The sequence below is a fragment of the Pseudohaliea sp. genome, assembly GCF_040217025.1.
Taxonomy (GTDB): domain Bacteria; phylum Pseudomonadota; class Gammaproteobacteria; order Pseudomonadales; family Halieaceae; genus Pseudohaliea.
In genome coordinates this window covers 192,828-206,598 of record NZ_JAVJOA010000012.1, presented here as the reverse complement: position 1 = coordinate 206,598, position 13,771 = coordinate 192,828, and the positions used below count along the sequence as shown (strand labels likewise).

Below are 13,771 nucleotides of genomic sequence, written 5' to 3'. Positions count from 1 at the left end.
GGGACCCAGGGTAAATGCCGTGGCCCCGTGGTCCTATGTTAGGCCATAGGAGGTGGCGCCGTGAAGGCGGGGCTGCTGCGCCCGTTCAATAGAACCGCAGGTCACCCAGGGCGAGGTCCACGGGCCCGGGCCGGCCGATGGCCACCAGGCCGATGCGCCGCAGCCGGGAAAGGTCCAGGGGTGCGTCGAGGCGATGCGGGGCAAAGCCGCTGAAGGGCAGGGTGACGGTGGTCCAGGCGCCCGGTGCCCGGAAGCGGGCCCGATAGCTCTGCCAGGGGCGCCGCACGTCGTCCGTGCGCAGGTGCACGCCGTACTCCTGGCCGTCGCCGCAGACGATCAGCGAGAGCCCGGTAGAGGCGCTCGCATCCACGCTGCTGCCGTCCGCGGCGAGATCGATGGCCATCTGCAGGAAGCCGCCGTTGTTGGCGAGGCTGACGGTCCCGGTCAGGTGCCGCGCGCGCCGGCCGGCGACGGGCTCCGTGCGCAGCTGTCCAGCGGAGACCCCGCCCATGACCGTGTCGGCGACACAGGCCCAGCGGCCGCCGCCGGGCGGGTCGCCGGCGAGGTCGTCGATGACGCCGGCCGTCACAGGCGCTCGACGAGCTCCACGCGCCGGTTGCGCTCCCTGCCCGCGTCGTCGGCGTTGCTGAAGACCGGGACCAGGGGACCCACGCCGGCGGCGTCGAGGCGCTCCCGGGCGATGCCGTGGTCGTTGACCAGCGCATCGACGACCGCCTGGGCCCGCGCCTGGCTGAGTTCGCGGTTATAGCCCAGCGAACCGCGGGCATCCGTGTGCCCCACCACGTAGAACGCGCGCTCAGGGTTCGCGTCCAGGTAGCTGGCGATGTTGCCGAGCGCCTCGGCGGAGCGCGGTTGGAGGGTCGGGCTGTCGAAGTCGAAGTAGAGGCCGTCGAGCACAACCCGGCCCTTCTCCTCGAGGTCCCGGCCGATCGCTTCCGGGTCCACGGCGACCAGGCCTGTCTCGGCGCGCTCCACTTCCACGATGTCGACGAGGGTGCCGATGTAGTCCTCGGCGTGCTGCTCCACGGTGACGACCACGTAGACGGGGCCGGCGGCCCGGTCCCGCGTCGCCACGAAGGCGCCCTGGCCGCCGGAGGTGGAGGAACCCGCCGCCAGCGTGCCGACCTCGCCGCCCGTCCCGGCGGGGTTCGTGCGCAGGTAGATCTCCAGCCACTGGCGGCCGCCGACCGCGGGCCCCTTGCGGTCCTCGGAGGAACCCTCGGCGAGGATCTCGAAGCCCTCGGCCTCGAAGGCCCCCCGGTAGTTGAGGTATACCTCGGACCAGGTCCGCCCGCTGCCCTCCAGGGCATAGAAGGTCCGCGTCACCCGGCCTTCCGTGTCGACCCAGTCGTCGATGTGGCGGTAGCCGGTGACCGGACCGACGGGAAGCCGGAACTCGCGGTAGTTGTCGATGGTCTGCCAGCGAAGCTCCTGGCCCGGGTAACGCTGGACCATGGGGTGCTCCACGACATCGGGAAGCTCGTCGGCCAATACCGGCATTGCCAGCAGAAAGGTGATCATGGCCGCTGCTGCGGTTTCTCTTTGCCTCATTGGCCTGCCCCGGGGTCTCTTTTCGGTTCCAGTCTAGCCGACGATCGCGTGTACCGCTCTGTTGGTCTTTACTACCGTTCCTAGGCGTCGACCGCCGGGCAGCGGTGAATCTCGACCGTGGCGTGGACGACACGCAGTGCCTCCGGAAGCCGCGCCCGGACTTCATCGGGGGACAGATCGTCGTGGGTGATGACAGCGATTTCTGCGGCATGCAGGCCCGGGCCGATGGACCACAGGTGCAGGTCCGCGATGCGGTCGTGGCCATGGCCCTCGACGGCGCTGCGCAGTTGCTCGCAGAGCGGCTCTGGCGCCTGTCGGTCGAGGAGGGTGTGGCTGGTGTCGCGCAGCAGTCCCATAGACCAGCGGGCGACCAGCAGCGCGCCGACGATGCCCATGGCCGGATCCATCCAGTTGAGGCCGAGGTACTTGCCCGCGAGCAGTGCGAAGATGGCCAGCAGCGAGGTCAGCGCGTCTGCGAGCACGTGCAGGTAGGCCGAGCGCAGGTTGTGGTCGTGGCCATCGGCGTGTCTGTGCTCATGCCCATGCGAGTGCCCGTGATCGTGCCCATGATCGTGGCCTTCGCCCAGCAGCAGCACGGAAACGCCGTTCACGATGAGACCGAGCACCGCTACGCCGATGGCCTGGTCGAAGGCGATCGGCACCGGCGCGATAAAGCGCGCCACGCTCTCCCAGGCCATGGCGAGGCTGAAGCCGGCGAGCAGCAGGGCGCCGGTAAAGCCCCCCAGCGCGTTGACCTTGCCGGTGCCGAAGCTGAAGCTCGGGTTGGCGGCATGGCGCCGCGCATAGACATAGGCGAACGCAGTGATGCTTAGGGCAACGGTGTGCGAGGCCATGTGCAGCCCGTCGGCGAGCAGGGCCATGGAGCCGAACAGGATACCGGTGCTGATTTCGAGCACCATGGTCGCGGCCGTGAGGGCGATGACCAGCAGGGTCCGCCGCTCACCCGCCCGGCGCCGGTCCTGGCCGAAGACATGGTGGTGCGTCCAGAGATGCAGGTTGTCGCTGTGCATACTGCCTCCCGCTTGGTGTTCATTGGCCATGGTACGCCTCCACGGCCGCTGGCTCAGCCCCGCACGCGACACTCGGGACGCGACAGCGTCGCCAGCAGCTCCAGGTGGGGCGTATGCGGGAACTGGTCCAGGGGCTGTACCGCTTCGAGCGTAAAACCCGCGTCGAGCAGGACGCCAAGGTCGCGGGCAAAAGTGGCGACATCGCACGAGATGTAGCGTACGGCGCTCAGCCGGGGCGCGTACTGGAGGAAGACCGGTAGCTGGCGCAGGCCGTCCCGTGGCGGGTCCAGCACCAGCAACTCCGCACTCGCGAGCGCCTCCGCCAGCCTAGCCGTGGCGGTATCGTCGAAGAGGTCGAGGGCCTGTGTGGTCGCGGCGGGCAGCGCCCGCCCCTCGAGGGTGGCAAGCGCATTACCGGCGCTGTCCACGGCCAGCACAGGGCTGCAGCCCCCTGCCGCGAGGATCTCCGTGAAATTGCCGGAGCCGGCGAACAGCTCCACCGTGGCACGCCCTGCGTAGTCTCCGATCGACCTAGCCAGCCATTCGCGCATGCGCGCGTTCTGCGCGCTGTTGCCCTGGCGGAAGGCTTGCGGGGCGCCGGGTACGACCGCCTCGGGGCCGTGCTCATCGTCGATCGGCAGCACCGTGAGCGGCCCGCGGCGCCGCGGCCGCCAGGCGGGCTCGGGGAGCCGCTCGCGCAGGGCCGCGAGGGTTTCGCGGTTGCGCGCGGTAAGCACCGGGCAGTCTTCGATCGGCGCCAGCCGATTGGACCCGGCGGCGAGGAAGCCGATCCGCTCGCCGTCGCTGCGCAGCCGGGCCCGGTTGCGGTAGCCGAGGGTCTCGGGCGCCGCCCAGATCGGTGCCTGCGCGGCCTCGACGCCGAAGCGCGCCAGGGCGCGCCGCAGCCTGGCCTCCTTCGCCGCCAGCTGCGCGCCGTAGGCCACGAACTGCCACGGGCAGCCGCCGCAATGGGTGTCATCGTGACCGTGGTGCGGGCAGGGGGGCGCGACCCGGTCCGGGGAGGGCCATTCCAGGGCGACGAGAGCGCCGAGGGCCGCCCGGCCCCGGTGGCCGGTCACCCGGAACCGGCCGCGCTCGCCGGTCCATGCGCCCGGCACGAAGCACACCTGCCCGGAGGGATGCTCGACGATACCTTCGCCCGTAGCCGCCATATCCCGCACCGTCCCGGTGAATTCCTCTCCGATCCCGGTCGCCTGCCGGGCAGGCCGGCGACGCGATTGCGTGGGGCCGCGGCGCCTGCCGCATCGTTCTGGGGGTGTTCTCTTCGGCATGGACGGGTATCCGGAGTGGCCGCAGTGGACGGAATGCTACCGGAGATGGCCGCGCCCTGCGGCGTTTTCCGCCACTCTAGCTAGCCGGAAGCAAGCGCATGCATCGACCTCTATCCGGGAGTGGATTTCACTCGAGCCGGTAGGCCGAATGGCAGGAAACGCAGGCGCCCAGCACGGGTGAGAGTGCCTTCAGCGCCGCTTCGCCATCGTCCTCACGGGCGACCTCGGCGAAGCGGCTGGCCGCTTCGTGCATGCCGATGCCGACGCTGCGCATGGGTTGCGGGAAAAAGCGCCCGGGGCCCATGCCCCGAGTCGCCGCGGCGTGCTTGCCCATGGAAGAGAGGCCGAGGTCGCGTTCAGCCACCTCGGCCGCCCGCGCCAGCTCACCCTTGCCCAGCAGGTCCACGAGCTGCTGCACCGTGGCCGTGTGCTGGATCATCTCCTCGCGGAGAAGGGCCCGCTGCAGCGGGGGCATGGCAACGGCCTGGCGGCCGTCTTCGGGCACGGCCGCCGCCGTTGCGTCTGCCGACTCCTGCGCCGCCTGGACGGCGGAGACAAGAGCCAGCAGAGCAAGCAGGGACCAGTATCGCATGGCTGCCTCCGGTCAGACGGTGACCGCGTTGCCGCGGAAAATCCGCGCCAGGTAGCGGCTTTCCGCCGGGCTCGGCGCGGGTACGGCACACTGTAGCACCGCCTGCACCAGGCGCTCCATTTCCTCCGCCAGCTCCTGCTCGTTCGCCGGTTCTTCGGCCCGGGCGCGGCGGGTGAGCTGCACCTGGTTTACCGCCGGCGTCGTCGGCAGCCGCTCGGTCTCCACGCCCAGGGTTACCGTGAAGGCGTGCAGGGCGTTCTTCACGAAAAGCGCCAGGGCGAACTCCTCCCGGGACGAGACGAAAGATGTGTCCGGCGTGAGCAGCACGATCTGGCAGTTCGGCACCAGCGCTGCCCGGCGGGCGACGCGGAAGTGGTGCGTGAGCTGCTCCTCGACCAGCCTTGCGAAGTCCGTGTGCGAGAGCACCCGGTCCCATGACTCGCCCTTCTCCGCGGCGAGCGCGTTGAAGGGCAGCCGCGCGAAGGGCGCGCTGACCACCACGTCGAAACCGCCCTGGTTGTGCAGGAGGTCATCGAGGGCCGCCTCCAGGTCGTCGCCGATGACGCGTACGTCGATGGGGATGCTGGCCTTGGGCTCCAGGCCGTGCTGGATTTCCTCCTGCGCCTCCTTCGAGCGTGTGAGCACGGACAGCGAGGCGATGCCCAGGTTGATGAAGCCCTCGCCGATGGCGGCCAGTTCCTCGCGCATGGCGTCGCCGATGAGCACGACGCGCTTGCCCTTGAGCTGCGCCAGGCGCTCCCGGTCCGGCGGCAGCAGCAGTTCGCCCTCGGTCACCGAGCGGTCGAACTTGAGGCCGCCGGAGGGGTGGAAGGTCTCGCCGCTGGCGATGTCGTCGGCAAGGTGGAACACCGTCGACAGCCCGATCTGCTCGTCCGTGGGCATCTTGTGCAGGTGCAGGCGGTTGAGGATGCCTGTCTCGATGCCCTTGGCCGCCTTTTTCACGGCGCTGTCGTCGAAGAACGGCGTCGGCGTGTCGACGAAGCTCTCGAGGAACTGCTCGGCAATCGCCGGCGGGAACAGGCCGCCGGTGGTGAGGCGGTTTATGAGCTTGCCGGCGAGGTCCCGGTTGAGCAGGAAGGCGGTGGAGTTGCCGCCCTCCCGGCTCTCCTCGACCTGCACGAACAGCTTGGCCAGCGCCTTCGCCGTGCGCGGCAGCTTGATGTCGCCCACCGCGTTCTTAGCCAGCACCAGCAGGTCTTCCGGCGTCATGCCCTCGCCGAGGGCGGCGAGGACCGCCGCGTGGATCCGGTTCAGGCGCTTGTTCTCCAGTACCAGGCGACCGCGGCGCTCGAACAGCCCCGGCGCGCCGCCGAGGCCGCGCAGGCGGGCGCCGTCCACCGGCCCCGGGGCCAGGGCGTTGATCTGGATCTCCGGCCCGAGGTGGCGCGAGAGGATTTCCGCGAGCACCCGCTGACCGGCCTTTGACACGGCGTAGTCGGCGCGGTTCGGGTAGGCCACGGCCACGTACTTCTCGCCGCCGAAGTAGCTGGAGACATTCATGACCACGCCGGACCCGCGCGCCTTCATCAGCGGCGCGTACTTGCGGATGAGCGAGTAGTTCGAGATGAGGTTCGCATCCATGGTGCGGTTCCACGCCTCGAGGGTCATGTCGACCACCATCTCCTCCGCGCCCGAGATACCGGCGTTGTTGATGAGGAAATCGACATGGCCGAAGAGGTCGATGGAGTGGTGGAAGAGCTTCTCGAGGGACGCCTCGTCGCCGACATCGATATCCGCGAGGATGTGTACCCGCTCCTCCGGCTTCGGGTAGCCGATGCCGCGCAGCTCCTCCACGATCTCGTCCCGCGCCTCGCGGAGCTTGGGTTCGCTGCGCGCGGAGAGCAGGACCCGCGCGCCGGCAATGGCGAGGAAACGGCCGAGCTGCAGGCCGATGCCAAGGCTGCCGCCGGTGATCACGGCGGTCTTGCCCTTGTGCAGGCCCGGGAGCACGCGCTGGATCGCCGCTGGCATGCTGCCCTTGCCGGTGGCGCGCTTGATGCTCTTCGGCACCCAGAGGTTGATCGGGTCCATGCGCCGCACGCGGTTGGTGAGCGTCGCCGCCCAGTCCGCCGAGAAGGTGAGGTTGTCCTCCTCCTGGTTGTCGTAGCGCACGAGCTGGTTCGGCAGCACCGACCAGCTGCGCTCGCCCTTTTTCTTCTGCTGCGAGTCCTCGTGGCGCCAGGTGCGCAGCAGCGCCTCGATGGCGGCGCGCTTGATCTCGTTCAGGTAGTTGCCGTGACCGTCGCTCGGGTTGGTGACGTAGGTCAGCGCCGGCGCCTCGGTGATCGTTCCCCAGCGGTCCAGGTTATTGGCCAGGGCCTTGGCGAAGGCCACCGGGGAGACGATCTCGTCGCGGACGAAGTCTGCCACGTCCTCGTCGCCGGCGGTGCTCAGAGAGTAGCCGTGCACGCCGTTGCCGGAGCGCGGCAGGACCACCACTGCGTCGAGGCGGCCAAAGTGGTCGCGGATGTAGTCGAAGCAGCGGTCGGCGGACTCGCCGCGCAGCGGCTCCAGGTGCAGCAAATGCAGCTGGTCGAGCCCGCGGGAGGCCGTTAGCGAGCGTGCGTAGCCCAGGGCCTCCAGGGTACGGAAGGCGAGGACGACGCGGGCGCCGCTGACCAGGTGGCGCTCGGCGAACACCAGCGCTTCCTCGTACTCGCTGCCGCCGAGGATGAACACGACCTGCCCGGTCAGGTCCTCGAGACGCTTGTCCGGCCAGGACACGAGCTTGGAGCGGCTCTGCGCCGGCACCTGCATGCCGTTGGTGACCTCGAAGGCGTGTCCGGACAGCGACGCCGACTCCTCCGTCGACAGGAAGGTGATGGTCGAAGCGACGTCGGCGGGCGTCGGGTAACGGTATTCCAGCTCGCCGTCGGGCCCCGGGCGCCGCGCGATCATCAGGTCGCGGAACTCCTTCGAGGTGCTCCCCGGCTCGGCACCCTGCAGCGCGTCCATGTTGGCGAATACGTTGTCGATGCGCTCGGACTCAATGGGCCCGGGGAAGACCGTGTTCACGCGGATGCCGCGCTCGTCGCCGAGTTCCAGGGCAAGACCGTGGGAGAGGGCGTTGAGGCCGCTCTTGGGCACCGTGTAGGGAATACGGCCGTAGTAGTGCGTGCGCGAGAAGATCGTCGAGACGTTCACGATGGAGCCGCACTCGGTCATGTGGGGCACCACGGCGCGCGCCATGTTCCAGGGTGCGGCGAGCAGGTTCATGGCCGAGTCGAGCATGGTCTGGTCGTCGCCGCGGGCGCGCATCTCCGCCTCGCTGAAAGGGATTTCCCGCAGTGTGCGCCGCGGCCCGGCGGCGCCGGCGTTGTTCACCAGCACGTCGATGCGGCCGAAGTGCTCTAGGGCGGTGGCGACGATGTCACGGCAGACCTGCGGATCGGCGGTATCGCCGAGGGCCGGTGCCATCGCCGCGCGGTCGAAGTCCTCCGCTGCGAGCTCGTCCATGAAGGCGTCGAGCTTCTCCGCGTTGCGGCCCGTCATCACCACCTTTGCGCCCTCGCGCAGCAGGCTGCGGGAAATCCAGCTGCCGATGCTGCCGGCGGCGCCGGTGAGGATGATGACCTTGTCCGCGAGGCGGGCCCCCGCGGCGCTGCCGGTGGAAGTGTTGTTGTCGTTCATCGCAGTGCTCCTGCCGATCCCGTATCGATGTGTTGCAGGGTTTCGCCCCGTTTCTCCGCCTCGCGGATGGCCCAGGCGCGGTACAGCTCGTCCCGGGTCTTCAGGCCCGCCCGCGGCAGACCGTGGACGGCGACGTAGTTGGCGCCGGCGTGGCGGTTTTCCCACATGGCCTGGTGCGCCTCGTGAATCTCCTCTAGGGGCACCGGCACCGGGGGCATCACGTCACCCATGCCCGCGGCGATGCGCTCCTGCATCTCGGCGAACTCCCGCGCCGTGTTCAGGTGCGTGCCGCGGATTTCCGCGCTGGGCATGAGGATGCGCCGCTGGCGCATCCAGACCTGCGGGGCGTAGAAGGACAGGCGCTGGCCTGCGAGGTCCTCGGCGTAGACCACCTTGCCGACGTTCGGCTTGACCAGCGCGGTGGCGAGGCCGAGGCCGTCGCGGCCCGGGCGCTCGAAGACCACGTCCGGCAGGCCGCGCTTGTCCAGGGTATTGCGCAGGAACGGTGCGACCGCCGAGCCGATGGGCTTGAGCGTGCGATCGGAGAAGCGGCGCACCGCTTCCTTGAACTCCGCGGATTCGTTGAACGCGTCCGGCAGCACCGGGAAGGGTCCCGGCGGGTCGAACTCGTCGCCGAGGCGGCGGGCGATGGCGTCGATGCTGACAACGCCGGTGAGACGGGTGCCGAAGCCGAGGGAGGTCACGAACTCCCGCTGCGATACCGTGTCGGCAAGCACGGCGACCTGGGCTCCCAGGCTGCAGCCCACCTCGATGGCCTCGATGGCCACCGGGTCGACGATGCCGTCCTCGGCGCCGGGGCCGTAGACCACCAGCAGGGTGTTGCCGGCGCGCAGGCCGGCGCGCTCGAACACGGCCGCCGGCGTCGAGGCGCCCGGCTTGCCCATGAACGAGAAGCGGTAGCCCGAGGACGCGCCGTAGAAGGTGAGGACGCCGGTCTCACCGAGCGCCTGGAAGGAGCGCGGGAAGGCGTTCTCGCCGGCGTGGGACACCACGTAGTCGATGTCGCCGCCGGCGGCGCTGCGCACGTAGTCTACGAAGGGCTCGCCGGCTTTCTCCCAGGCCTCCCAGCCCGCGGGGTCGTCCGGTACCGGCGTGAAGCAGCCGGCCCAGCGCTCGTCGCGCCGGTTTACCGGCTCGCCGCCGAAGGCGCGGACGCGTTCGCCGCGCTCGTCCGAGGAAACCATGCCGACCACGGACAGCCCGGTCTGCCGCGCCGTGCGCAGGCAGTCGAGGCCGGTTCCGGTGGCCGCACCCTCGACGAAGAGGCGGCGCCCGGGCTGGATGTCCAGGGTCGTGAACAGGGCGCGGTGGATGGTGCCCTGGGTGAGGCCGTAGGAACCGGCCTCCTCGATGGTCAGCGTCGGCAGCTTCTTGTGCAGCTGCGGCCCCTGGACCACGAGGAACTGGGCGTGGCTGCCGTCGTTGCGCTCGTAGCCCTGGATGCGGAAATCCGCCGCCATCGGGTCGAGGCCCTGGTCCGGCGACAGCAGCTCGCTCTGGCCCGAGTAGATCGTCACCAGGTCGCCGACGGCCAGGCGCCCCTCGCGCACCAGTTCCTCGCCGAGCTGGGCGATGAGGGCGACGCCGCCGGAGCCGGTGACCTGCACGTCGGCGTCCCGCGCGTCGAAGGGCGAGACCGGGATGCCGGTGATGGCCCAGATGTCGTTGAAGTTCATCTCCGAGGCGAGCACGTACACGAGCGCCTCGTTCGGGCCCGGCTTCGGCGTCGGGAAGACCAGCAGCTTCTCGGCCACCTCCGGGTCACCGTGCGCCGGCGCGCCGTCAGCGGCGCTGCGGGCCACGCCCATGCCGTACTGGTAGGGCGGCAGCGGGGTCACACCGGGGTAGAAAGGCGCATCGAGGGGCAGCAGTTTGCCCGCAGCCTCGAGCTCCGCCCGCTCTGTCGCATCCGCGTCCGGCGCCACCGGGTTGTACTTGAGCGGCAGCGGCGCGCTGCGCCGCTCCAGGAAGGCGCTGATGCCCACCGGGCCGGCCGCCGGATCGCAGACCGCCTCGGCGAAGAGCCGGGCCTCGTGCTTGAGGCCCGCGGCCTGGCCCTCGCGGGCACCGTAGCCGATGGCGTCGATAATGCGCTCCAGGCAGTGGCCGCGCCCGCCGGCGCGGAGCTGCGCGAGCGTCGGCGCCAGCCGCGGGTCCTCGAGCAGGCTGTCGTCGTAGGGCAGTTGCTCCTCCCGGGCCGCGAGGTAGGCCCGATGCCGCTCCATGGCGGCCGTGAGCAGGCCGCCGCCCTCGAGGTACTCGCGCACGAGCGCCATGGCGGCCTCCACCGGCCCCCGGCGCTCGACCACGACATCGACCAGGCCCGCGGTCTCCGCTTCCTGCGCGTCCAGGGCCCGGCCGGAGGCGATCAGGCGCACCGCCTCGAGCAGCCCCTCCTCACCGCGGCGCTGGTACAGGCGCCGGGTCAGTCGCTGCGTACCGCCGTAGCCGGGCAGAAGGTTCAGGTTGATCTCCGGCTGGCCGAAGCGCGCGTGCCGGTCCGCGACCACGCAGGCGCAGGCGAGCATGAGCTCGCAGCCGCCGCCGAGGGCCGGGCCGTTGACCGCGGCCACCACGGGCTTGCCGAGGTTCTCGAGCAGCGAGAACGCCGTGTGCGCGGCGTTCGGCGGCGTCTGCGCGGACTCCAGGTCGCCGGCCTCACCGACCTCCAGCAGTTCCTTGACGTTGGCGCCGGCCACGAAAGCGCTGCCGGCGCCGGTGATCACCAGGGCCTCGATGTGGTCCTGGTGGGTAATGTGCTGCAACACCGTGTTCAGCTCGTCGAGGGAGCGCTCGTTCAGGGAGTTCACCGGCGGTGAATCGATCACCAGCAGCGCCACCTGGCGGCCGGGCACGATATCGTGCGTCTCCACCCGCAGGTGCCGGTAGCTCTGCACGATCTGCCGGGCCTGGGCGAGCTGGCCGAAGGCCTTCCACTGGGCCACGGTGTCGCGGATCTCGTCGACGACCTCCGGGTTGCGCAGCGTCGACAGGTCGCCGAGCGGGTCCTCGAGGAGCAGCGAGCGCAGGGTCCGCCGCATGTACTTGCCGGAGCGGGTCTCCGGGAAGGCGGACACGACCAGGAAGTCCGAGGGCACGGCGGTGACGCCCTTCTCGGCGCGCACCAGCCCCTGCAGGCGGGCGAAGTCGTCGTCGCCGAGGCGCGAGCCCGGCGCCGGGATGAGGAACGCCACCGGCGTCTCGCCCTTCTCGTCGTGTGGCGCGCCGACGACCACGGCGTTGCCCACCGGGGAATCCGAGCGCAGCGTCTTGTCGCGCAGGATCGCGCCCTCGATCTCCTCGGTGCCGATGCGGTGGCCCGAGACGTTGATCACGTCGTCGGAGCGGCCGTGCAGCGTGATGCCGCCGTCGTCGAGCTCCCGCGCGTAGTCGCCCTGGGTGTAGGCGAGGCCGTCGGTCCAGCGGTTGAAGTAGACCTCGGCGAAGCGCTCGATGTCGCCGCGCCATTCGTCGGAGCCCAGTTTCTCCGCATCGCCCCAGATGGTGCGGGCCAGGTAGGGGTAGGGCTGGGTGAGCACGAGCTCGCCTTTTTCGCCAGGCTCGGCGCGGCGCCAGGCCGTGGCACGGCCCGCCTCGTCCGTTTCCGTGGCGACGCGGACCTCGGCCTGGATCCAGGGCAGCGGCCAGGTACGCGCATCGGGCTTCAGGTCCTTGAGGTCGCCCCAGGGGCAGGAGAACACCATGCCGCCGTGTTCCGTTGCCCAGTAGGAGTTGATGTAGCGCGGGCAGATGCGCTCCATGCCGAACTGCTGCACGGCCGGCGATACGGGCTCGGCGCAGAAGGTCGCGACCTTGACGCCGCTCATGTCGTAGGCGGCCATGTCCTCGATGCTGGCCGGGTCGGTCATGACCGCCTTGAGGAAGGTCGAGCCCGCCTTGAACAGGGTGACCCCGTGGCGCTCGATGGCCGAGGCGAAGCGGCCGGCGTGCGGGAACAGGGGCGAGCCCTCGACAATCACCGTGGTGATGCCCCGCGCCAGCGGCGCGGCCACGAGGTAGGACTGCCCGGTGATCCAGCCCGGGTCGCCGACCACGTACAGCCGGTCGTCGTCTTTCGCGTCGAAGACCATGCGCATGGTGTGCGCGATGCCGGCGAGCCAGCCGCCGTGCGTGTGCACCACGCCCTTTGGCTTGCCGGTGGACCCGGAAGTGTAGATCACGAACAGCGGCCAGTCGGCCGGTACCGGTACCGCCGGATGGCTGCCCGCCAGGGCGCGCCAGTAGTCGCCGTCGGCCAGCGCATCGAGGGCCTCGAGGCTGTCGGCCTTAAAGCCCGCGTCGGTCGCCTCGCGCAGAATCTCTGCCGTGGCCTCGGCCACGAGGTCCGGCGACCAGCGGTCGCGCGGCTGCACGACGATATCCTGTCCGGTGTAGCGGACCACCACAACCTGCTCCACCGTGTGGTTGACGCCCGCGAGTTCCCGCGCCACGGCGGTGCGCAGCTCCGCAGAGCGCTCCGCTGGCAGGCCCTCCTCCGCGGCCAGGGCGGCGCCGAGCTCGCGCATGAGGTCACTGCGCTCCAGGGTGATCTCTCCCGCGATGCCGTCGCGCACGGCGTCTACGATGCGCTCCCGGGCGTCGCCGAGGTCGTAGTCCGCGAGCACGCGCTCGAAGCAGGCCAGCGCCGCGGTGCGGGGAATGAAGTTGTCGAGGGCCTGGTCGGTGAATGCCTCCTTGTAGGGCACGACTTCCGCATTGCGGTAGCCGCCGTCGGCAGTGATCACCACGCGGGCGCCGGCGTCGTAGATCCGGTCCGACAGCGTCTTGGCGGAGAAACCGCCGAAGACCGGCGTGTAGATGATGCCCAGGCGCTTCGCGGCCTCGGTGTAGTAGATCTGCTCGAGGATGTTGGGCAGGTTGAAGGCGATGCGGTCGCCGCGCGCAAGGCCCAGCTTCGTCAGCACCCGCGCCCGCAGTACCGTCTCCCGGAGCAGCCGCCGGTAGCTGACGTGCTCCTCGTGTACGGGTCCGCCCCGGCCATCATTGCGGGACGGGTCCCAGCGGTCGCCCTCGAAGATGATCGCCGTGTGACTGCCGCGGCCGGCCAGCACGTGGCGGTCGACTTCATTGAAGCAGGCGTTGGTCTCGGCGCCGACAAACCACCGGTAGAAAGGTGCGGCACTGTCGTCGAAACCGGTGTGCCAGGGGCGCCAGCTGTCGTCGTGGGATGCTTCCGTGGCGCCGCCGGCGTCGAGGCGGTGCCAGCCGCCGTCCGGGTCGCGATTGACCCAGCCTTCGCCGTCATACCAGTGCAGTTCGCCGGCCGCGATCGTACCGTGGTAGGCCCCGGGATCGTCGATGGCCTGCCGCCGTTGTGCCGCTTCGTCCGTCTCGCTGGACAGACGCCCCCACAGGTCGCTGTTCGCCGTCACGCGATCCCCCTCATTTTTGCTGTCGTTATGGTGTGGTTGCCGAGCGGCCCCAGAGGGGCCGAGGTTTGCGCGGCACCAAGACGAGTTACGCCCGCCGGCAAACGGCGGATCAAGCCACGCCACGCCTTTCAGCCGGTCTACCTGCCAGCCGGTTTATGGAAAGTAGAAGGGAAGTGCCGGCGGCGGCAAGCTCGGACGCCACATTTCCCATGTTTTTGT

General features: G+C 70.1%; 7 protein-coding genes. All 7 read right to left on the bottom strand.

Translation table 11 applies throughout. From position 1 onward, the window contains the following. Window positions 1-85: 85 nt before the first annotated feature. Window positions 86-589 carry a CIA30 family protein gene (locus tag RKE50_RS17845; protein WP_350038803.1) on the bottom strand — a complete coding sequence of 168 codons (504 nt, stop codon included), beginning with the start codon at window positions 587-589 and terminating at the stop codon, window positions 86-88. Further along, entirely contained in the window at window positions 586-1,542 is a 957-nt protein-coding gene (locus tag RKE50_RS17840) for an OmpA family protein (protein ID WP_350038801.1), read from the bottom strand. Before RKE50_RS17840 ends, RKE50_RS17845 begins: the two co-directional genes overlap by 4 nt. 110 nt (window positions 1,543-1,652) lie before the next feature. Next, window positions 1,653-2,633, bottom strand: a complete 981-nt coding sequence (gene dmeF, locus RKE50_RS17835) for a CDF family Co(II)/Ni(II) efflux transporter DmeF (protein WP_350038799.1) — start codon at window positions 2,631-2,633, stop codon at window positions 1,653-1,655. A 23-nt stretch (window positions 2,634-2,656) separates the two neighbouring features. Beyond that, the gene (locus tag RKE50_RS17830; protein ID WP_350038797.1) at window positions 2,657-3,775 is read right to left on the bottom strand and encodes a class I SAM-dependent RNA methyltransferase; all 1,119 of its coding nucleotides are present in this window, start codon (window positions 3,773-3,775) and stop codon (window positions 2,657-2,659) included. A gap of 247 nt (window positions 3,776-4,022) precedes the next feature. Next, window positions 4,023-4,487, bottom strand: coding sequence for a hypothetical protein (locus RKE50_RS17825; protein WP_350038795.1), 465 nt, complete (start codon window positions 4,485-4,487; stop codon window positions 4,023-4,025). Between the two features lie 12 nt (window positions 4,488-4,499). Next, window positions 4,500-8,138, bottom strand: coding sequence for an SDR family NAD(P)-dependent oxidoreductase (locus RKE50_RS17820; protein ID WP_350038793.1), 3,639 nt, complete (start codon window positions 8,136-8,138; stop codon window positions 4,500-4,502). Then, the gene (locus tag RKE50_RS17815) at window positions 8,135-13,552 is read right to left on the bottom strand and encodes an AMP-binding protein (RefSeq protein ID WP_350038791.1); all 5,418 of its coding nucleotides are present in this window, start codon (window positions 13,550-13,552) and stop codon (window positions 8,135-8,137) included. The genes RKE50_RS17820 and RKE50_RS17815 overlap by 4 nt, the downstream gene beginning before the upstream one ends. Window positions 13,553-13,771: the final 219 nt, after the last annotated feature.